A 21,356-nucleotide genomic window follows, 5' to 3' on the forward strand; every position below is an offset into this window, starting at 1 on the left:
CACCTGTCAGCGTGTCTTTGCATCGTGGTAGGCGCTCAGGAACGCGCGTAACGAGGCCGGTTTCACCGGCTTGGTCAGCAGCCGGTAACCGCGTTCGCGCGCAAGCTGCTTGAGTTCGTCGCGGCCGTCGGCCGTGAGCAGGGCGCCGGCGATCGGCGCCGGTGCGGCGGCTTGCACGGCATCGAGCGTGTCCAGGCCATCCATGCGGTCGTGCAGGTGGTAATCCACCAGCATCAGGTCCGGCTGTTCGCGCGCACGTTCCAGTGCCTGGTCCACGGTGCTGGCGGTGATCACCTCCACCTGCCAGCGACCGAGCAGCGCGCGCATGCCATCGAGAATTTCGCGGTCGTTATCCACGCACAGCACGCGCAGGCCGGCCAGCGAATCGCCACTGGGCGATGCACGTGCGGCCGTCACCGGCAACAGCGGTGCCACCGGAACCGGCGCCACACGCGGCAACAGGATCGAGAACATGCTGCCTCGGCCGACCTGGCTACGCGCGCTCAGGTCGTGGTCGAGCAGGCGCGAGATGCGTTGGCAAATCGACAGACCCAAGCCCAGACCCTGCTCGCCCCAATCGAAGGGCTGCTGATAGCGGCGGAATTCTTCGAAGATCTGCCGCATGTGGTGCTCGGGAATGCCAGGGCCGGTGTCCCACACCTGCAGCTCCACCTGCTGCCCACGCCCGCGCATGCCCAGCACGATGCGGCCCTGGCGCGTGTAGCGCAGCGCATTGGCCAGGAAGTTCTGCATCACCCGGCGCAGCAGGCGGCGGTCGCTGCGCACCCAGATCGGGCGCACATGCACCTGTAGCTGAAGACCACGGCTGGCCGCCACCGGCGCGTATTGCGCGGCCAGCTCGTGCATCAGCGCGCTGGCGTCGAAATCCTCGACCGTGGGACGCAATCCACCGGCATCCAGGCGCGAGACGTCGAGCAAGCCGTCGAGCAATTCTTCGGCCGCACGCAGCGAGGCATCCACGCGTTCGGCCAGATGCCGCTGCTCTTCGTTGTTCTGATGGCTCTCGCGCAAGGCCGAGGCGAACAGGCGCGCGGCGTTGAGCGGCTGCAACACGTCATGGCTGATGGCCGCCAGAAAGCGGGTCTTGGATTGTTGCGCCAGCTCGGCTTCGCGCGAACGATCGGCCACGCGTTGTTCCAGGTTTTCGTTGGCGTCCAGCAACGCGCGTTCGGCGCGCTTGTAGTCGGTGATGTCGTTGTAGCTGGTGACGTAGCCACCGCCCGGCAGCGCCTGGCCACGCATCTCGATCACCTTGCCGTCGCTGCGGGTGCGTTCGAACACATGCGGCGAGCCGGCGCGCATATGCCGGATACGCCGGTCGATCTGGTCTTCGATATCGCCCTCGCCCAGTTCGCCGCGCTCGGCGTTGTAGCGGATCAGATCGGCCACCGGCCGGCCCACATACAACATGCCATCGGGATAGCCGAACAACTGCTGATAACGCCGGTTCCAGGCGGTCAGGCGCATGTCCGGGTCGACCACGCTGACCGCGGCGCTGATGTTTTCCAGCGTGGTGGACAAGATCTCGCGATTGAAGCGCAGCTCCTGGCCGGCTTCGTCCAGCACTGCCACCACTTCGCCCAGTTCCATGCCCGAACCGCGCAACAGGCTGGTCAGCACCAGGCGCGCGGAGGCGGCGCCGATGGAGGCCGCGAGCAGGCGTTCGGTGAACTGTACCCAGGCGCGGTCGGCCACCACGGTGGGCTGCAGCTCGCGTTCCAGCAGCACCGCCTGGTCGACGAAAGCGCGATGCGCGTGCCGCTCGCCCACCACGCGCTCGGCCAGCGCCTGCAGATCGGCCACGCGCACATGCCCCGGCCAGTGACCGGCCACCGCCGGGCGCTGCGCGTACGGATCCAGGAACGGCGCTGCACGCAACCGTTCGTCCACGCCGGGACGCCAGCGCGCAGAGACCAGCATCATCGCGCCCACGTTGATCAGCAGCGACCAGAACGTGCCATGCGCCAACGGGTCCCAGCCGCGCATGCCGAACAACTGCTGCGGCTGCAGCCAGGCGATACCGAACGGCCCGTCCACCAGCCAGTCGGTCTGCAGCCAGCCGGCGCGCGTGGCCGCCGGCAGCAGCAGCGTGTAGATCCAGGTCATGAAGCCGAGCGCCATGCCGGTCTCCACGCCCTTGCGGCTGGCACCACGCCAATACAGCCCGCCGATCACACCGGGCGCAAACTGCGCCACCGCGGCAAATGCCATCAGCCCGTACGCAGCCAGCGTGGTGTCGTTGGCCACGCTGCGGTGATATCCATAGGCAATGAGCGCCAGCAGCAAGATGGCAACACGTCGGATCCATAACACGCGCGAGGCCACCGCCGCGCGCGCATCGGCGCTGCCGCGGCGACGCAGCAGCACCGGCATCACCAGGTCGTTGCTGACCATGGTGGCCAGCGCGATGCTGGCCACGATCACCATGCCGGTGGCCGCCGAAAACCCGCCTACATACGCCACCAGCGCCAGCACCGTGTTGCCCTGACTCAGTGGCAGGGCCAGCACCACCGCATCGTCGACCACCGCACTGCCCTTGCCGAACAATGCGATGCCTGCCGAAGCGATCGGCACCACCATCGCCGAGATGATCACCAGATAGGCGCCGAAGAACCAACGCGCACGGCGGATATCGCCAACGTCGCTGCATTCGACCACCGCCACATGGAACTGGCGCGGCAGGCAGATCACGGCCAGAAAACTCAGCAGCGTCTGCGAAATGAAGCCCACCGACGGCGTGTGCTCGAACAGCGTGCGCGCCGAATCGGCGATATGCAGTTGGTGCTCGCTCAACCATAGCCACGCGAACAGCCCCACCGCCACGATGGCGACCAGCTTGATCACCGACTCCAGCGCGATCGCCAGCATCATGCCGCGGTGGTGTTCGGTGGCGTCGACCTGGCGGGTGCCGAACAAGGTGGCGAACAGGGCCATCAGCAATGCCACATACAACGCCGGGTCGGCGAAGATGCCGCGCCCGGCGCTGCTATGCCCGGTCAGCACTTCCAGGCTCATCGCCACCGCTTTGTATTGCAGCGCCAGGTACGGAACGATGCCGATCAGTGCGATCACCGCCACCAACGCGGCCAGGCGGCGCGAACGGCCGTAGCGCGAGGAGATGAAATCGGCGATGGACACGGTATTTTCGGCGCGCGCGATCAGCGCCAGGCGCTCGATGATGCGCCAGCCGAACAGCAGCAACAGCAGCGGGCCCAGATAGATCGGCAGGTAGCCGATGCCATTGCGCACCGCCGAGCCGACCGCGCCGTAAAAGGTCCACGACGAGCAATACACCGCCAGCGCCAGGCTGTAGACCGCCGGCCGCAGCCACGGCCGCTCCGGATATAGCGGGCGGCGGTCGCCCCACCACGCCACCCCGAACAGCAGGGCTGCGTAACCCAGGGACACCAGCAGCAGGATCCAGCTCGAGACCAACATGTCCTCCGACGTGGCGCAGCGCCAGCGGTGGAGTTTACGCAGTCGCGCACATCGGCGTTGCAGGCGCCGCATCCGGGCCGGGCGGCTCTGCGGTGTGGGTGCATCGGCATGCGCGTTGCGTCCTGCCGGGCTGCGCAAGACCTTGGTGGCCTGCACTGCCCCCCGCCTTGCCGGGCATTGGCATCGCAGATTGCGCAAACCTGCCCGCGCGGACTGGGGGCATATCTGCGGTTGGTGTGCGGCCACCGGCGCGGCGCCCGTGGCCCATTCACACATGCCGGCACGGTTGAGCCACACAGCGACCATCGCCGCGCTCGGCGAAACCATGGCCGCGCAAGACGTGACCTGCGCAGGGCTGCGGAGCGTCTACCGAGCAGCCGGGCTTGCCGGCGGGCTTGATGTTAGCGCTAACACAACATACTGTCTGTCCACCTTGAATCGGACGATGTACCCAAAGCATTTCGTTGCTCGATGGCGTCTTGCATGACAGCAATGCCAGGCACAAGGTCATCGCTTGCGTCACTGCGCCAGTGCGATCGACTGTTGCAGTGCAACGACGGCAGTCAACGCACCCAGTTGCGCGTTCATCACCACGCGATGGAACGCGACCCCTCGTGCAGGCGTGGCGCAGACCGGTGCGGTGCATCGGCCGCGCCCGCCGCTTGGCAGTGCCGTCGATCCGTGTGTCGCACCCATCCAGAAATCAGCACCGCATGTGTGGAGAGCCCATGTCCGTTCAAGCAAAAAGCCAGATCTCGTCTAGTGCGCCGTCGGGCGTGCGATCCCTGCTGCTCATCGTGGCCGGCCTTTTCGCCGCCGACGGTGTCTGGGCCTGTCGCACGCCGGTGTCGGTGTGCGAACGCGACAGCGCCGGTGCGTTTGCGCTGATCCGCTCGGACGTACCCGCCACGGTCGTGGTCGATGACTCGGCCGATTCCGCCGTGCGATCGGTGGCCGACAATTTCGCAGCCGACCTGCAACGGGTTGCCTGCCGCACCAGTGGCGTGAGCACCGATCTGGCAGGCGTCCGCGGAACGGCCGTGATCGTGGGCACGCTCGGCCAGAGCCCGATCATCGATACGCTGATCGCCGCCGGGAAAATCGACAGGCGCGACTTGCTGCAACGCTGGGAGGCGTATACGCAGATTGTCGTCGATCGCCCCACGCCGCAGATCGATCGGGCGCTCGTCATCGTCGGCGCCGATCGCCGTGGCGCGGTCTTCGGTACCTACGATGTCTCCGAGAAGATTGGCGTGTCGCCGTGGTACTGGTTTGCCGACGTCGCAACGGCGCATCGATCCAGCCTGTTCATCACCCGCGGCAGCGTGTCCGATGCGCCGAAGGTGCGCTACCGCGGATTCTTCATCAACGACGAAGACCCTGCCTTGAAGGGCTGGGCGACGAAGAAATTCGGTGGCGTCAATGCGAAGATGTACGCGCATGTCTTCGAGCTGGGCCTGCGCATGAAGGCCAACTATCTGTGGCCGGCGATGTGGGGCAAGGCATTCAATGTCGATGATCCCAACAACATGGTGCTGGCCGATCAGATGGGCATCGTCATGGGCACCTCCCATCATGAGCCGATGATGCGCGCGCAGAAGGAGTGGCACCTCAAGAGCATCCCCAACAGCGGCGGCGCCTGGGACTACACCCGCAATGCCGCCAACCTGCGCGCCTTCTGGAAGGGCGGCATTGCGCGAATGATGTCCAAGGGCGGCGGCCAACGCTACGACAGCCTGGTGACCGTCGGCATGCGCGGCGATGGCGACGAACCGATGGCCGAGAGCACGGCCAGCCATTTGCTGGAACAGGTTGTGGCTGACCAGCGCGCCATCATTGCCGATGTGACGAAGGCGCCGGCCGCGCAAACGCCGCAGGTGTGGGCGCTCTACAAGGAAGTGCAGGACTACTACGACCACGGAATGCAGGTGCCCGACGATGTCACGCTGCTGTTTTCTGACGACAACTGGGGCCAGATCCGCCGCCTCCCGGTCACCGACCTGCAGCGCGCCGGTGGGTACGGCGTGTACTACCACTTCGATTATGTGGGGGTGCCGCGCAACTACAAATGGATCAATACCAATCAGGTCGAAAAGATCTGGCAGCAGATGGATCTGGCCTATCGGCGCGGCGCACGGCAACTGTGGGTGGTCAACGTCGGCGATATCAAGCCGATGGAATATCCACTGAGCTTTTTCCTGAAGATGGCCTGGAATCCGGAAGCGATGACGCCCGGCGCACTTGCGGCGTATCCGCAGCAATGGGCACAGGAATCGTTCGACGCCGCGCATGCCGCACGCATCGGAGAGCTGATTACCCGCTACAGCATGCTGGTTGCGCGGCGAAAGCCGGAATTGATCGATCAGGACAGCTTCGCCCTGGGCGAAGGTGCGCCGGCCAAGCTGGATGGCGGCGAGTTCGGCGCAATCGTTGCGCAGTGGCAGGCGCTCGAGCAGCGCATGCTCGGCGTCAAGGCGAGCCTGCCTGCCGACCAGCAAGATGCCTATTACCAGTTGATCGAATACCCGATCGCGGCGGTTTCCAATCTGTACCAGCTCTATTACGCGGCCGCATGGAACAAGCGCCTGGCCGCTCGCAACGATGCACGTGCCAATTACTTCGCCGACATGGTCGAAACCACCTTCGAGCGCGACAAGGCCCTGACACAGCGCTACCACGCGCTCAACGGCGGCAAATGGGACGGCATGATGAATCAGGTCCACATGAGCTATGTGATCTGGAACGACCCGACCCAACAGTCCATGCCCTCGATCAGCCGCGTTGGCGGCGATACGCCGCCCGACCGGATCGCGCGCTCGATCGCATTCGCCCCGCCTGCCCCGCAAACGCCAGGGGTGCTCGCGCTCGAAGCGCCTATGTTCTCGCGGGTCATCGCCAACAAGGGGCTGCAATGGACGGCGATCCCCGCGCTGGGACGTACGCAAGGCGCCCTGGTCGCGCTGCCGCAGGGTCAGCCTGCCACCACGGCCGAAGACCGTGTCGCAGTGGAGTACGACGTGGTGGTCACCACGCCGGGCCCTGCGACGCTCGGCCTGTATCTTGCGCCCACACTGGATACGTCCAACCGCGGGCCGCTTCGCCTCGGCGTCTCCATCGACGACGGTCCGGTGACCACCGTCAATTGGGAGCTGCACCCGACCGGCGGGGCACAGAACACACCCGCCGAAAAAGCCTGGGCAACCGCGGTGCGGGACAATGCGGTGTTCGTCTCGGCGCAGATGGGCGCGTTGGCGAAGGGTCGGCACACGATCAAGGTCTTCAGAATCGACGACAACATCGTCCTGGAGAAGCTCGTGCTGAGCACCGTGCCGGTGCCTGCCTCCTATCTGGGGCCAGCGCCGACACGCTGACGCAAGCCAGCTGGAGAGCGTCGCAAGCGCGCTCCAGCCGCTTTCAGCCGTCTATTGCCGCCGCCAACACCGAGGCGGCGACCGGCCCGCGGACTCATCCGGGCAACCGGACCTCGACCCGATACACCTGCCCGCGCGCGATGTTGCCGATGCGCTGCTCCGGACAGAGCGCGCCATCGACCAGTACCTCCATCGCGGTGCGACCCGGCTCGCGCGTCAGCGTGACGTCGAAGTCCGCACCACGGAACTGGCGCCTCGCACGCGCGTGCGGCCAATGCGACGGCAGCTGCGGACGGATCGCCAGCGTATCGCCCTGCCCGACCAGTCCGAACAGGCCATCCAGCACGCAGCGATACACCCACGCCACCGTGCCGGTGTTGAACAGCTGGCTCGAGCGCCCGGCCGTGCGCGGGTATTGATGCCACGCGCCACGGTAGTAGTTGGGCAGCGACACCGGCAGGTGGCCGCGTTGCAGCACATCCTCGCGGGTCGGCCCCGGCAGCAATGCGCGCAGGATTTCCCAGGCGCGGTCGGCCTCGCCAATCTGGTACAGGCTGTACAGATAGAATGCCGCCGCGTGGTTGTACACCGCGCCGTTTTCCGCCGCGCCCGGCCACTTCTGGGTCAGCCGTCCTACGTCATCGCGCATGTGCGTGTACGCCGGCGCCAGCATCACCGGGCCATACGGTGTGTGCAGCTGCTCGCGCACCGCCTCCAGCAGCGCCGCACGTTGCTGTGCATCGGCAGTGCCGGCCAGCAGCGCGAAACTCTGCGGATTGAGATAGATGCGCCCCTCCACATCGTCGGCGATGCCGAAGCGCACCCCGTCGTCGGTGATGCCGCGCGCGTACCAGTTGCCGTCCCACAGCTCACGGTTGGCGTCGGCGTTGATGACGGCAACCGCCTCGCCGAATGCCTGCGCCTGCGCGCTGCGCCCTTGCGCGGTGCAGATCTCCGACCACAGGCGCACTGCATACGCGGTGGCCACGGTGAGCCAGCCGGACACGCCCTTGCCGCGCCAGCCGACCATGTTCATCGGGTCGCACCAGTCGCCCTGCGCGATGAAGCTCAACCCACGTGCATCGCGCGCATCCAGTAGCCACTGCATGGCCGCATCCAGGCGCTCGGCCACGCTCAGGCGCTGCCCGTCATGGGTTTCCACGAGCGTGTCCAGGATGCTGGTATCGCCGGTTTCGGCCAGATAGGCGCTCAAAAAGATCGGCAACCACACGCAATGATCGGTATGCGGCACCTGGTTGATGTATTTGAGCTCGGCGCCTTCCACCAACAAGATGCCGTCCGGCATTGCGCCGCTGGGCTCCTGCTGCGACAGGGCGTGCAACAGCGCCGCGCGTGCGGTGGCGGGCTGCAGGTAGGCCATGCCCATATGGTCCTGCAGATAATTGCGCGTCTGCGGATCGGTGGTCAGGCGATTGACGTCGCCGTGATAGAACACCTGGCGCGGCAACCAATGGTTGACCAGATTGTCCAGCGCCGCATCGGGTGTTGCGATCTGCACGCAGCCACGACCGGCCTGCAGATACTCCGCATATTCACGCGCCGCCTGGGCGAAACCGGCTTCGGAGAGATAGCGCGCACGCAGCGCAGCGATTTCGGCATCATCCTTGGCCGGCCCGAATGCGAAGCGATACACGCTGGCCGCATCGGCGTCCAGTGTCAGCCGGTATTGCAACGCGGCGGCAGGCGTTTCGTAGTGCGCATCGTGGTTGCCCAGCTGCTCGGCCTGCACGGCCGAAGGCGCGTGCAACCCGCCCTCGCCTTCGAATGCCATCTGCTGCGCGTCCCAGGCCACCGGCGTCTGCTCGTGCAGCAGGAAGGTGCAGTCCTTGAAATCGCGCTGGCGGAAGTAATCGTCCACCTTTTGATACGGCGCCACGCTACGGCAGACGATTGCGCCCAAGGCCGGCTCGTAACCGCCGGACTGATGCATCCACGACATGTAGCCGACCGGGAAATAGGCATACAGGCTCAGCCTGCGTGCGCGCCCGGACAGGTTGTGCACACGACATTCCCACAGCTCCACCGCATCGTCGGTGGGTAGAGACACGCACAACTCCACCACGATGTCGTCGTGGCGCACCCGCCAGCGCACATCGTGCTTGCCTGCAGAGAATTCAAACGCTTGCGGCTGCGCGCGCACCGGTTCATGCGGCACCGAGTACAACGCGCCGGTGTCTTCGTCCTTGAGATAGAAAAAGCGACCGGGATGATGCGCGTAGTACGGCTGCTCGGGCATCATGAAATTGCGCGCTTCCAGCATCGGCGCATGCGCGTATTTCGATGGCTCCGGCTGCATGAACTGGCCGGTGGCATAACCGCGGCAGGTCAGCTGCACCATCATGCGGCGGTTCCACAGGAAGCCGCCGGCATTGGGCATTGCAGTAGGGCTGTAGAGCGCATAGCGCGCACCATCGGCGCTGGGCGCCATCAGGCTGGACAGCGCATCGGACGTGGCGGGGGGCGTTGCAGACACGGTCAGGGGTGCTCCGGTTCGTCGCGCTTGCGCGCGGCCAGTTCGAGCTGGATGCGGTTCAACAGCCCGTCGTCCAGCGGATAAAAGCGCATGGTCCAGGCCGCCAGCAGCGCAACCGCGCCTGGAATCACTGTCAGCAACAGCACGATGCCGGTCAACGACCCGGTGGACTGCGCGGTATTGGCGACATAGCCCATTGCAGCCAGCACCCAGGCAATGCCGGCCGAGGCCAACGCCCCGCCGAGCTTTTGCGAAAACGTCGCCGCGGCGAACGTCATCGCCGTGGCACGGCGGCCGGTGCGCCATTCGGTGTAGTCGGCGCTATCGGCATACATCGAAAACGCCAACGGCGATTTCGGCCCCAGCGCCAGGCCGATCAGCATGTTCAAGACAAACACCGCCCACACCGCATCGGCCGGCACGAAAAACATCGCACAACTCAGCAGGCCAACAAGCACCATCAGCCAGAACATCAGCTGGCGCTTGTCCCAGCGCCGCGTCAGCAGCGGCGTGATGGCCGCACCCACGCCCAGGGCCACCGAGTAGCTGCCCAGAAACAGGCCGACCAGATCCGGACGTTGTACGTAGTACTTGAGGTAGTACACGCCCGCACCGCCGCGCATGGTGATCGTGATCATGATGATCAACGACAGCACGAACAGTACGCACCACGGTTTGTTCTGCAGCAGGTCGGCGATGTCACGACGAATCGGCGTGCGTTGTTGCGGCGGCGGCTGCACGCGTTCGCGCGTGGTCAGCGCCACGGTGACGAACAACGCCAGCGCCACTGCGCCATACAGCAGCATCGTGCGTTGCCATCCTAGCGCATCGTTGCCTGCGCCGAACCAGCGCACCAGGTCCATCGTGAAGTAATTGACCAACGTGGTCCCTGCAAATGCACCGATGAAACGCAGGCTGATCAGACCGGTACGCTGCTGGCTGTCGGCGGTGATCACGCCGGATAGTGCCGAGTACGGAATGCTCACCACCGTGTAGGCCAGCATCATCACCAGGAAGGTGATCGTGGCCCACCACATACGCCCATGCTGGTCCAGATCCGGCGTGGTGTAGGCAAGCACGCCGGCAGCAGCCATCGGCAACGCACCCCACAACAGGTACGGGCGGAACTTGCCCAGCCGGCTGCGCGTGCGGTCGGCCAATGCGCCCATCGCCGGGTCGGCGATCGCATCGGCGATCTTGGTCAACAGGATCATGGTGCCGACTGCAGCCGCCGGCAGGTGCATGGTGTCGGTGTAGAAGATCAGCAAGAACGCCGAGATGTTGGCCCAGTACAGATTCAGACCCAGATCGCCGGCACCATAGCCCAGCTTTTCGCGCCAGCGCAGGCGCGCCGATGCAGGAGACGTTGCGGGCGATGACGTCATCGACACACCTTCAAATGCGTTGTACCCGGCCGAGCACGCCGTTACGCTGGGTGCCCGCGCACCTGGCGAGGAGCGCCGACGCTACACCACGCATCGGCTGCCGCCAACGTGAAATCCATTCGAATGCCGAATCGATCCAGAGATATAACCTGACGTGATGGACACCGCCACACATGCCACGCCCGCGTCCGCTTCGCCGCTTGCCATCGTGGTGATGGGCGTGTCGGGCAGCGGCAAGACCACCATTGCACACGCGCTGGCAGCGCATTACCGCTTCCGTTTTCTGGATGCCGACGACTACCACAGCGTGGCAGCACGCGCGCAGATGGCGGCCGGCCAACCGCTCACCGACGCGATGCGCCTGCCGTGGGTAGAACTGCTATCGGCCAAGCTGCGCGATTGCGTACAGGCAGGCGAATCGGTGGTGCTGGCCTTCTCCGGTTTGCGCAGCGCGCATCGCCAACTGCTGCGCAACAGCGGCGTGCCGATGCGCTTTGTGTTCCTGCATGCGGCCCCGCACGTGATCGCCGCCCGCCTGAGCAACCGCGCCGGCCACTTCATGCCACCCACATTGCTCGACAGCCAGCTGCAGACATTGGAGCTGCCGTTGGACGAAGCGGACGTGGTGTCGGTGGACGTGGACGCCAGCGTGCCAGCGGTTGTGCAGGATGCGATCGCACAGCTAGCCGCGATCGATCCCGCTGCAGTGCAACACGCTTCGCGCGCGTCGGAGCGGGTGTAAGCGGACGCAGACCATTTGCGTGATGCGTGCAGTGGGTGCCGTCTAGGCGTCGTGCGTTGTGCGTTGTGCGTTGTGCGTCGCGAGGCTGCCGCTTCCGTGTCGAGATGGATACCTGCAGCGATGCGCGGCGCGCAGCCGCACGACCGCACGCCGCTGCGAAGTGCGCGCATCTGCAACGCGCCATGCCCTTCTCCCGCCGGAGAAGGTGTCCCGAAGCGACGGATGAGGGTACGGCCACCCGCATCGCGCATCCCGCCACCGCCGCACGCGGCACGACAAGCAACGCGCAATGCAATCGGCCACAGCGCCGATCCCAAACGCCCCATTCGGTACATACCGCAGGACGCTGCCATCGACCGGAGACGCTGCGCACCGGGTTCTCCTCGCGCCCTTCCCCATCGCGTCCATCCGTTGCAAAGACCCACCACACAAGGTTGCGCAACATTTCCTGGTTACTTCTTGCAAACCGCCGTCATCGGCGCATCCTCGGCCAAGCCCGCATCAATCATTTTTTCTATCGCAACCCAGGAAATAGTGATGAATCATCACGATTTGTGCGAATAACGAACCGATTGAACGTAAATTTTTCAAGCTGGTCGCACCAGATGCAAACGGACCCGACCGCTGTCTGAATGCAGCGCCGCGCAGGTGTTGCGCAGTCACGTCAATCGTCCATCGTTCGGTCAGCAGATCCGGGGGGATCCAGCGCTTCCTTCCATCTAGGACATGCCGTGATGACCAATCCCAAACGCCGTTTGCGATTTTGCAGTTTGACGCTCGTTCCTTGCCTGCTCGTCAGTGCCGTGGCTTTCGCGCAGTCTGGCGCCACCACCGCGCAACAGCCGGTATCGTCCCTGGATACCGAGGCATTCGCACGCTCCGGCTAGGTCTGGCGCAGCTTCGGTCAAGACCTTCCCTTCGCCAGCCCCACCAACTGGACCACCGCCGGTGGCGGCTACTTGAACTCGCGTTTCGCACCGGGCGAGTGGAAGATCAATCGCACCACCGCCAAGACGCTCAAGCCGGCGTGGACGCTGACCACCACCGGCGACATCTCGGCCACGCCCAGCGTCGAAGGCGGCACCCTGTATGTGCCCGACTGGGGTGGCACGCTGTATAGCGTGGACACGCAAACCGGCAAGCCGAACTGGCAAGCCAAACTGTCCGATTACACCGGCAACGCCAACTCGGTGACGCGCAACACGCCGGCCATCAGCGCCAAGAGCATCATCGTTGGCGACCAGGTCGCCGGCACCTTGCTGGCGCTGGACAAGAAGACCGGCAAGCTGCTGTGGAAGACCACGGTGGAAGCCAACCCGCAGGCGCGCGTCACCTCCTCGCCGGTCATCTACGGCAACCGCATCTACGTCGGCGTCTCCTCCGGCGACTGGGGCAACCTGGCGGCCAACCACACCTTCAGCTTCCGCGGCAGCGTGGTGGCGGTGGATCTGAACACCGGTAAGAAGGTATGGCAGTTTTACAACGTGCCCGAGGGTTACACCGGCGCATCGGTGTGGGGCCAGGTGGCCATCGACCCGATCAACCGTCGCCTGTATTTCGGCACCGGCAACAACTACAACATTCCGCAGGGCGTGGGTAACTGCATTTCAAACGCGCGCTCCTATCGCGGTAGCGAACTCACCGTGCAGGATGAGCTCAACTGCATGGCGCCGGACAACTACGTCGATTCGGTGATTTCGTTGAATCTGGATACCGGCAAATTGATCTGGGCCAACCGTGCACAGGGGTACGATGCGTGGAACCTGTCCTGCATCGTGGCGCCGACCAACGGTCTGTGCCCCAACACGCAGGCAACCAACCTGACCGGCCCGGATTACGACTTTGGCGGTGCCGGCGTGCAACTGTTTGCCGTGCCGCGCAACGGCAGGTTGCAGCAGTTGGTCGGCGCTGGTCAGAAGAGCGGCATCTACTGGGCCTTCGACGCCAAGACCGGCGCCAAGGTCTGGTCGACCCAGGTCGGCCCCGGCGGCACCACCGGTGGCGTGGAATGGGGTACCGCGTTCGACCCGTACAAGTCGCAGATCTACGTGGCCATCAACAACAACTCCAACGCCACCTATACGTTGGGGCCGGCGAACGTGCAGACCCATAACGGCGGCTCGTGGGCCGCGCTGGACGCGGCAACCGGCAAGATCAAATGGCAGGTCAAGGTGCCCGGCATCAACCCGGTGAATCCGACCGTGCCGGCGGGCGGCCAGGGCTCGCTGACGGTGTCGCCGAACCTGCTGTATGCCGGCTCGATGGCCGGCAATATGGTGGCACTGGACGCCGACACCGGCGCCGCCGTGTGGAACTACAACGCCAGCGGCTCGGTGATCAGTTCGCCGGCCATCGCAAACGGCGCGCTGTATTGGGGCGCCGGCTACGGCCGCTTCAACTTCGGCACGGCGGCCACCGGCAACCAGCTGACCAAGTTCGTGCCGGACAACGCAGCAGCCAAGTAAGCGGAGTCTGCAGGACGGCAGTGACGCGTCCTGTCTGCAACACGACACTGCCGCCTTCGGGCGGCAGTGTCTTTCAGTGATTGTTGTTGGGCTGGTATGGCTGCAGGCGCTGCACGGCGTGAGCCGCAATGCGGTGCGGGATCGTCTGCAGCGATGACGCTGCGTCCACCCGCCAAACACGGCGCGGCAAACTAAACGTCGCCAGTGGTTGCCAGGCGGGTACGGACGGCGTGCAGCAACCGCAGCGTCCACATGCCATGCCGGACGAGCAGAGGCCACACCCGCCGAGTGACTGCTAGTGGCTGCGCACACTCAGTTGTAGCTGCTCCAAGCTCCCAGCTACAACCGCGTGACCTGGCATAGGCGAATCTGCCCTGCTTCCAGGCCGTGTGCCTCGGCCGCACGCCGGCGCAGCGCGCTCACCAGCGCGGCTGCGTCCAGTTCACCATCGGCCGGCACGTCCACGCTATGCGCCAGTTGCCCCCATAGCACCGGCCGACCATCGCAGTAGCCCTCGTAATCGGCGAAGTAATGCAGCTGGCGCCGCTCAGGTCCCGACGTGGACATCGCCTTGAATCTCCGTGCAGCCCAGATGTTCCAGCGCGATCTCCAGCCCCAACAGATAGCTCTGCGCGCAGTAGCCACGCACCGTGGCGATGCACTGCCCCAAACCGTGCGGCAGGCAGCGTTCCGGACGGTCCACGCTGTCGTCGTGCGTTTCGACATAGGGGTAAGGCAATTGGCTCAACACGCGATGCAACCGCGCACTGTCCACGCAGCTGCCCGGATCGATCAGCGCAATCTCCATCCGCGCCTGGCCGGCCACACGCAGCGCATCCAGCAGTTCCTGTTCCGAGCCACAGGCACGCAAGGCCACCGTCTTGCCCGCGTCCCCGGCACACGCCACCAATTGGCGAATGACGGCGCGCGGCAACGGCTGTGGCCCACGCACCAGCGGCATGGCCGCCTCCGGCCCGCGCATGATCATGATCGACATGGCGACCTCCTCAGGCAGCAACGCGCAGTGGCGCGTGTATCGGTGGCAGACACCGCGCGGCAATGCCGAGCGACATCGCATATGCACGCGGCGCATCGTGCGGCGTGATCACCACTGCCAATGGCGCATGCTGCGCATGCAGCCACGGCTCCAGTTCCTGATCGGCATCGGTATGCAGCTCGATATACGGCGTGGGCAACGCGTCCACGGCAGCACGCAAGGCCCGCGCACAACTGCGCTCGGACAAGGGGAGATCGCCCGAATCCAGCAACACCAGCTCCACCTCGGCATCGCCACCGGCCGCATGCAGCTCGGCAATCAAGCGATCCACATCGGCACACGCCAACGTGCGCAACGCACGCCCGGCACACGCAGGCAATGGCATCGGCATCAACGGCGCCGGATCGGCCTGAGGACCGCGCAAAATCAGGATACACATCGTGTTCGGCTCAACGCACCACAGTGCGGGAGTGCCAAGGTAGGCCCGGCGGGCATAAAGGAGCTATTCGCGCGCCGGGGCGCGAGCATAAAGAGTGCGTAACGGCGTGTTTTCCATCAGTAGACACAACCCAACGCGCCATCGATGCCGATGCGCAGCGCAGGTAAAGCAGATGCAACCGATGTAATCCTCTACCCATGCAACGAGCGCTGCACGCGAACGGCGGCAGACATCATCGGTCGCCAGCAGTTTCTGCCGGCTCACCGTCGCCTACTTCTCCCGCCGCCAGTTCACCGACCCCTTGGTCTCGATGGTGCTGGATTCGGCTTCGATATCGAAGCCGCGGCTGAGCAGGTACTTGAGCGTCAGTACCGAGCCGCCGCCGACCATCGACACGCCGTAGCCGACGTAGAGTTTGGGCGAGAGATATTTGCCGAAACCCACCACCGAGCCCAGCGTGCTTGATTGACTGACGCCGGCTTCGTCCAGGCCGAGCTTGGCGCCGATCTGCGAGGCGATCAGGCTGCTGCCGGCCGATAGCGCCGCCGAGGCGGCGCTGACCTGCTGGGTTTCGTCGCTGCTGGCAGTGGACAGCCCGCGGCCGAGGACCAGGTACGAAAGCGCCTCCGATTGCGACATCGCCGGCTCGGACCACACATCGGCACGCGGCGATTCGGCGCGGCCGCTGACGTCGATGCCGGCGGTGACATCGCCGATCTTGCGTTCGGCGCGCAGGCTCACGCGCGGGTCGGAAACGATGTTGTTGTTCCAGGTCAGCTGGCCACGGGTGATGGTGAGATCCTGGCCATAGGCCTTGTAGCGCCCACGCACATCCAGCCCGCCATTGGCGGTCATTTCGCGGCCAGGGCGCGCGCGGATCTGCATCTGCCCGCTCAGTCCACCCTTGAGGCCGAAGCCGCTCATGTTGACCTTGTCGCCGAGCACGATGGCCAGGTCCATGTCCAATGGCGATGCGGGCGTTTGTTCCGGGTCCACCGGGTCCAGCACCACCACGTCTTCGGACACCGAGGTGCCACGGTCCAGGCGTTCCAGGTCGATGTCCGCTTCGGGCACGGTGACCTTGCCGCGCAACTGCATGGTGTTGTCGGTAATGCCGAACTGCATGTCCGGGTTGGCGATGATGCGCAACTCGCTGGTGTTGTAGGCCAGCACGTTGTCGCCGCGGATATTGAGCAGCAACGGGGTGCTGGTTCCGAACCACGACAACCCACCATCGACGGTGAGCGTGCCGGGGCCGGACTTGGCCGAGGCGGTGATCTTGGCCGAGCCGTCCGGCAGCGCATCGAAGCGGCCCTTGCCCTCGCTCAGCGTCAAACCCATCGACGGGTATTCGGCAGTGAAATCGCTCAAGGTGGCATCGCCGCCGAGCAGCGGTTTGTCGCGGGTGCCGCGCAGGCTCACGTGGCCCTCGACCAGCCCCTTCGGCCGCACCACGTCGGCAATCACCAGCTCCAGCCAGTACAGCCGCGACATGTTCAGATACAGCTCGCCGTTGAGCGGCGCGTACGCATCCCAGCCGGTATTGAACTTGGCATCGACAAAGCCGGCGCCCTGGAAACCGATACCGAGCTTGCCCTGGATCTGTTGCTGGGTGAAATCGGCCTGCACGCTGAATTGGTCGTAGCGCAGCAACTCGCCGCGATTGGGATTGCCGGCCACTGCCGCGTAGCGGGTTTCGCCCAAGCGAATGCCGCCTTCGGGCGAGGCGATGCGCAGGCTGCCTTCCCAGGCGTTGCCGCGCGGCTTGAAGCTGCCGTCCAGCGACAGTTCGCCGCGCAGATAGATCTGCCGACCTTCCTGCTTGGGCAGCCACGGCTGCACCAGCGACAGCGGCAATGCGTCGCCGTGCACCACCATGCCCTCGCGCGGCCAGTTGGCGCTGGCGCACAGCGCGCCGCCGGTGGCCGCGCCCAGGCAGGTGTCGGACAAGGTAAACGCGGCGCCATCGGTGCTGAACTGCGCCGGTTTGCGCAGCGCCCAGGCATCGCCCTTGGCCGGTGCGATGCGCAGCGTGGCGACCTGCCCCTGCCAGCGCTCGCCGTTGCGCCGCACATCGCCCTGCAGGGCGACGCTGGCCATGCTGTTGGCGATGTCCGCATCCAGTCGCAAGGCCTCCACCGCTCCGCGCGCCTGCACGCGCACGCTATCCAGCACCACACCGGCTTCGATGGCGGTGCCTTGCAGGGCCAATTGCCCGTCGCTGCCGCGCCACGGCAGCCGGCCACGCAGGCTGATGCTCTGCGCGCTATAGGTGTCCCAACGCAGGCCGTTGCCGGCAATGTCGGCGGTGATGTCGGGTGCGTCGCGCTTGCCGCTGACCTGCAGCTGCCCGCGCACGATGCCGGTGGCGCCAGGCAGCACGTCGTCCAGCTGCAACGGCTGCAGCTGCGCGGCGATATCGAGCTGGTCGCCCACCTTGCCCTTGGCGTTGATGCGGCTATTCCCCAGCGCCAGTTGCAATTCGCCTTCGCCCTGTTCGCCGCGCAACGCGAACTTGCCGTTGCCCGACAGCGCGCGTTGACGCAGCTGCCCGGTCAGGCTGGGTATCTCTGCAGTGGCCTCGAACCCCGGCGAGACACCGCCGGCAGGTGCCGGCAATTGGCGACCCTTGGACGCGATCTTGCCGGACAGGTTGCCGTTCCAACCCGGCGCGAAATAGCCCGGGTCGAACTTGGCCAGTTGCGCGCTGACATCCCATTGCAGCTCCGGCGCCCAGGCCACTTCACCGCTGAGATCCAGCGCGCCCCCCGGCGTTTTTGCCTGCACCTGCTTGAGCTGTGCACGTTGGTCGTTGCCGCGGCTGTCGAAGACCAGCTCGGCCTGCTGACCATCGCGCTCCAGGGAGGCGCGGCCGATCGCGGCCCAGGCCTTCAAGGTGCCGGCCACGCCCAGGCGTGCGTCTTGCAACTCCACCGGCACCAGCGGCGCGTCCGGCGTGGCCGGATCCGCGGCCGGGATGAAGCGCAGGCCGCTGGCGTTGACCGCAAACCGGAAACTCGGATTCTGGGTGTCGCGGAAATCGGCGGTGCCACGCAGTTGCGTGCGGCCTTCGAAGGTGTCGATCACCAACGGTTCGACAGTGAGGACCTGCTCGGCCAGGCGGACATGCGAGGGTTGCAGCGTGGCGCTCAGCTCTCCTTGCTTGAGGCTGCCGTGCAGATCGGCGTTGCCGCCCTTGCCGGACGCCTGCAGGTTCAGCGCGATCGGCGTGGCCGGCGGGTTGGCTTGCCCCTCCGCGGCCGGAATCAACAACGAGGTATCCAGCGCCTCGGTCACGGCCTTGAATGCCCAGGTCGGGTCATCGCGGCCGGTGAACACCAGGCTGGCCTGCAGCGGCGCCGGCGCCCGGCCGGCAATGGCCACTTCCATCTTGTCCAGATCCCCGCGTGCCACCAGCCCCAGGCTGGCCGGGGTGCGCCCGCGTGCGGCCGGCAGCACGGCAGTGGCAGTCAGATCGGCACGGTAGTCGTCGTTGGGCAGGTAATCGCCGTGCAGGCGGAAGTCGCCCATGTCGGTGTCGATCACCAGATCGCGCGTGCGCAGCTCGCCGGTGGCGACCTCGAGCCCGCCCTGCACCTTGTGCAGCACGATCATCGGCTGCTGCAGCTGGGTGATGCGCAGGTTCTGCACATCGATCCTGTCGGCCTGGATCGCCAGCGGCACGTTGATCTGCGGCAGCGACTCGGGCCAGCTGGGCAGGGTGAACGGTTCCTCGCTCTTGCCCAGGTTCAACGTGGCATTGCTGACCTGCACCGCGTCCAGCTGCAGCTTGCGCCCCAGCAGCGGGCGCAGGTCCGGCTCCAGATACACGCGTTCTGCAGTGAAGTGGATGTCCTGATAATGGAAGTCCACATCGCGCAAGGTCAGCGGGCCGGCCACCGGGCCTTCGACGGTGCCGTAGGTAAACGTGGCGCCCACCGGCAGGCGCGCCACGACCTGCGCCAGCAACACCTCGCGCCCGGCCACGGTCTGCAGCAGCCAATAGACCGCGATCAAGGCCAGCAACACCAGCCCGAGCACGGTCAGGCCCGAGCCCACCCAGAACCGGCGCCGGCGATAGAAGCGCGGACGCGGTGCCGGCGGCGTAGGGGAAGGTGCGCTCACAGGTTGGCCCCGATATCGATGTAGAGCTGAAACTGCGAGTCGGGATCGTTCAAGCCATGTGCGATATCCACCCGCACCGGGCCCACCGGCGAGCGCCAGCGCAGGCCGAAGCCGACGCCGGTATGCCAGTCGGGCCGGTCATCGAAGGCGCTGCCGCCATCGACGAACACTGCCCCGCCCCAAGGGCCGCCCTTGAGGTAATGCTCGTACTCGGCACTGGCGGTGACCACGTTCTTGGCACCCAGCGCGAATTCATCGGGCTTGGGCGTACGCGGGCCGACTTCGCGAAACGCATAACCGCGGATGCTGTTCGCGCCACCGGCGAAGAAGCGCAGGCTCGGCGGCATCGCCACCAGGTCGCTGGTCCAGGTGGTGCCACCTTCGCCGCGCAGGATCAACCGGCTGTTGTCGCCGGCGCCCAGAAACCAGCGCAGCTGGCCGTACAGCTGGCCGAAGTTGGTATCGGAGCCGGCACCTTCGGCGCCGCCGCGGATGAACATCTGCGCCGACACGCCGCTGCGCGGAAACAGCCGGTCGTCGACATTGACGTAGTTGGCCTGCAACTGCGGATAGATCAGGGTGGAGGTCTCGTACACCGCGCCTTCGAAATCGTCGCCGCTGCTGAAACGCCACCGCTCGCGCAAGGCGTTGATCGAGGCGATCGCGCTCCAACGCTCGTTGATCTGGCCGCTGCGGCTGCCGGTGAATTTGACGTTGCGCAGGTCGATGTAATCGGTCTGCTCGTCGTACAGCCGCGCCGAGGCGGTGTACCAGCCATCCAGCCAACGGAACGCCGGCACGCGGTAACTTGTCGTCAGGCTCTTGCGGTTCTGCGCGTAATCCAGCTGCGTGTCCATCTTGTGGCCGCGCGAGTTCACGTAACGCCGCTCCACGCCACCGCGCACACCGGCACCGCTTTCGCTGCCGTAGCTCAAGCCGGCGGTGTAGACCGTGCGCTTGGCGCGGGTAAGTTTGACGTCCACCGGCACGCGGCCCTGGTCGTCGGCTTCTTCGGGCTTGGGCTGGATATCGATGGTGCTGAAGTAATCCAGCTTGGTCAGCGACTCGCGTAGCCGATCCAGCTTGCCTTCGTGGTAGTAGCTGCCCTCCTCCCAGTACACCAGCGGTTCGAACAGACCGTCGCGGAAGTAGTCGTAGTCGAAGCGCACCTTGCCCATGTCGTAGCGGCGGCCGCTGTCCCAGTTCAGATCGATGTCGGCCGCATGCTCGGCACGCGTGATCGCAACGCGGCGCTGGGTGAAGTCGGCATCGAAGTAGCCACGCTCGGCCAGGCGCCGGGTGATGCGCACCTTGCTGGCTTCGTATTGCGGATGGCTGAAGACCTGGCCCTCGCGCGGCTCGAACTGCTTGAGGTCCTGGCCCAGGTAGCGGTCCTGCTCGGCCCAGCCGGTGATCGAGATATGCGAGGTGCGCACCCGCACCGGCTCGCCACGGTCCACCGTGATCACCACGGTCACCCTGTCGCCGGCGCGCGGTGCGGCCAGCGTAATGGTCGGCGAGTAATAGCCAAACGGCTCCAGCGCCTCACGCGTCTGCCGCTCGGCCTGTGCCAACAGATATTCCAGACGCGATTCGCCCTGCTCCTTGCCCCCGGCCTCATACAGAGACAGGGAGACCTGGATGTTCTCGATCATCTCGGCGTCGTCGCCGCCGTCCAACCCCTTGATTTCGATCTTGTCGATGGTTGCCCGAGCAACCGCTTGCAGCGGAACGAACAGGGTGCACAGCAAGGAAAGAGCAAACGCGACTTTAAGCATCGTCAAAGGATACCCAGCCTCGGCGTGAAGGGACAAAAAATCTAGGCAAGCGCGACTATACGGGGGCCGAGTGAAGTGGTTACAGTCGGCGTTTTGTTAAC

At 65.5% G+C, this 21,356-nt stretch carries 10 protein-coding genes and 1 pseudogene; 3 read left to right on the forward strand and 8 right to left on the reverse strand.

Annotated elements, in window-relative coordinates; genetic code table 11:
• Nucleotides 1–6: 6 nt before the first annotated feature.
• On the reverse strand, nucleotides 7–3,459 hold the full coding sequence (locus LN450_RS04195) for a hybrid sensor histidine kinase/response regulator (protein ID WP_170808562.1): 3,453 nt from the start codon (nucleotides 3,457–3,459) through the stop codon (nucleotides 7–9).
• A 728-nt stretch (nucleotides 3,460–4,187) separates the two neighbouring features.
• Here LN450_RS04195 and LN450_RS04200 point away from each other — a divergent pair.
• On the forward strand, nucleotides 4,188–6,830 hold the full coding sequence (locus LN450_RS04200; protein ID WP_011349054.1) for a glycosyl hydrolase 115 family protein: 2,643 nt from the start codon (nucleotides 4,188–4,190) through the stop codon (nucleotides 6,828–6,830).
• A gap of 94 nt (nucleotides 6,831–6,924) precedes the next feature.
• Here LN450_RS04200 and LN450_RS04205 read toward each other — a convergent pair whose 3' ends face one another.
• Both LN450_RS04205 and LN450_RS04210 read right to left on the reverse strand, forming a co-directional pair.
• On the reverse strand, nucleotides 6,925–9,324 hold the full coding sequence (locus LN450_RS04205; RefSeq protein WP_011349055.1) for a GH36-type glycosyl hydrolase domain-containing protein: 2,400 nt from the start codon (nucleotides 9,322–9,324) through the stop codon (nucleotides 6,925–6,927).
• 2 nt (nucleotides 9,325–9,326) lie between these two features.
• On the reverse strand, nucleotides 9,327–10,709 hold the full coding sequence (locus LN450_RS04210; protein ID WP_008571735.1) for an MFS transporter: 1,383 nt from the start codon (nucleotides 10,707–10,709) through the stop codon (nucleotides 9,327–9,329).
• Nucleotides 10,710–10,866: 157 nt separating this feature from the next.
• Here LN450_RS04210 and LN450_RS04215 point away from each other — a divergent pair, with 157 nt between their 5' ends.
• Both LN450_RS04215 and LN450_RS04220 read left to right on the forward strand, forming a co-directional pair.
• Entirely contained in the window at nucleotides 10,867–11,451 is a 585-nt protein-coding gene (locus LN450_RS04215) for a gluconokinase (RefSeq protein ID WP_011349056.1), read from the forward strand.
• 734 nt (nucleotides 11,452–12,185) lie between these two features.
• A pseudogene (locus LN450_RS04220) lies at nucleotides 12,186–13,916 on the forward strand (outer membrane protein assembly factor BamB family protein).
• A gap of 339 nt (nucleotides 13,917–14,255) precedes the next feature.
• On the opposite strand, the gene LN450_RS04225 reads toward LN450_RS04220, so the two are convergent.
• The 5 genes from LN450_RS04225 to LN450_RS04245 all read right to left on the reverse strand — a co-directional run bounded on the left by LN450_RS04225 (nucleotide 14,256) and on the right by LN450_RS04245 (nucleotide 21,255).
• The gene (locus LN450_RS04225) at nucleotides 14,256–14,483 is read right to left on the reverse strand and encodes a hypothetical protein (protein ID WP_011349060.1); all 228 of its coding nucleotides are present in this window, start codon (nucleotides 14,481–14,483) and stop codon (nucleotides 14,256–14,258) included.
• Nucleotides 14,464–14,913, reverse strand: coding sequence for a 3-dehydroquinate dehydratase (locus tag LN450_RS04230; RefSeq protein WP_011349061.1), 450 nt, complete (start codon nucleotides 14,911–14,913; stop codon nucleotides 14,464–14,466). The genes LN450_RS04225 and LN450_RS04230 overlap by 20 nt, the downstream gene beginning before the upstream one ends.
• A gap of 10 nt (nucleotides 14,914–14,923) precedes the next feature.
• Nucleotides 14,924–15,352 (reverse strand): hypothetical protein, encoded by a 429-nt coding sequence (locus LN450_RS04235; protein WP_011349062.1) that lies wholly within the window; start codon nucleotides 15,350–15,352, stop codon nucleotides 14,924–14,926.
• 270 nt (nucleotides 15,353–15,622) lie between these two features.
• Nucleotides 15,623–19,477: a translocation/assembly module TamB domain-containing protein gene (locus LN450_RS04240; RefSeq protein ID WP_011349064.1), complete on the reverse strand. Its 3,855-nt coding sequence runs from the start codon at nucleotides 19,475–19,477 to the stop codon at nucleotides 15,623–15,625.
• Complete coding sequence (locus LN450_RS04245; RefSeq protein ID WP_011349065.1) at nucleotides 19,474–21,255, reverse strand: autotransporter assembly complex protein TamA; 1,782 nt, start codon at nucleotides 21,253–21,255, stop codon at nucleotides 19,474–19,476. The genes LN450_RS04240 and LN450_RS04245 overlap by 4 nt, the downstream gene beginning before the upstream one ends.
• Between the last annotated feature and the right edge of the window lie 101 nt (nucleotides 21,256–21,356).

The sequence above is a fragment of the Xanthomonas euvesicatoria pv. euvesicatoria genome (genome assembly GCF_020880415.1).
GTDB lineage: Bacteria > Pseudomonadota > Gammaproteobacteria > Xanthomonadales > Xanthomonadaceae > Xanthomonas > Xanthomonas euvesicatoria.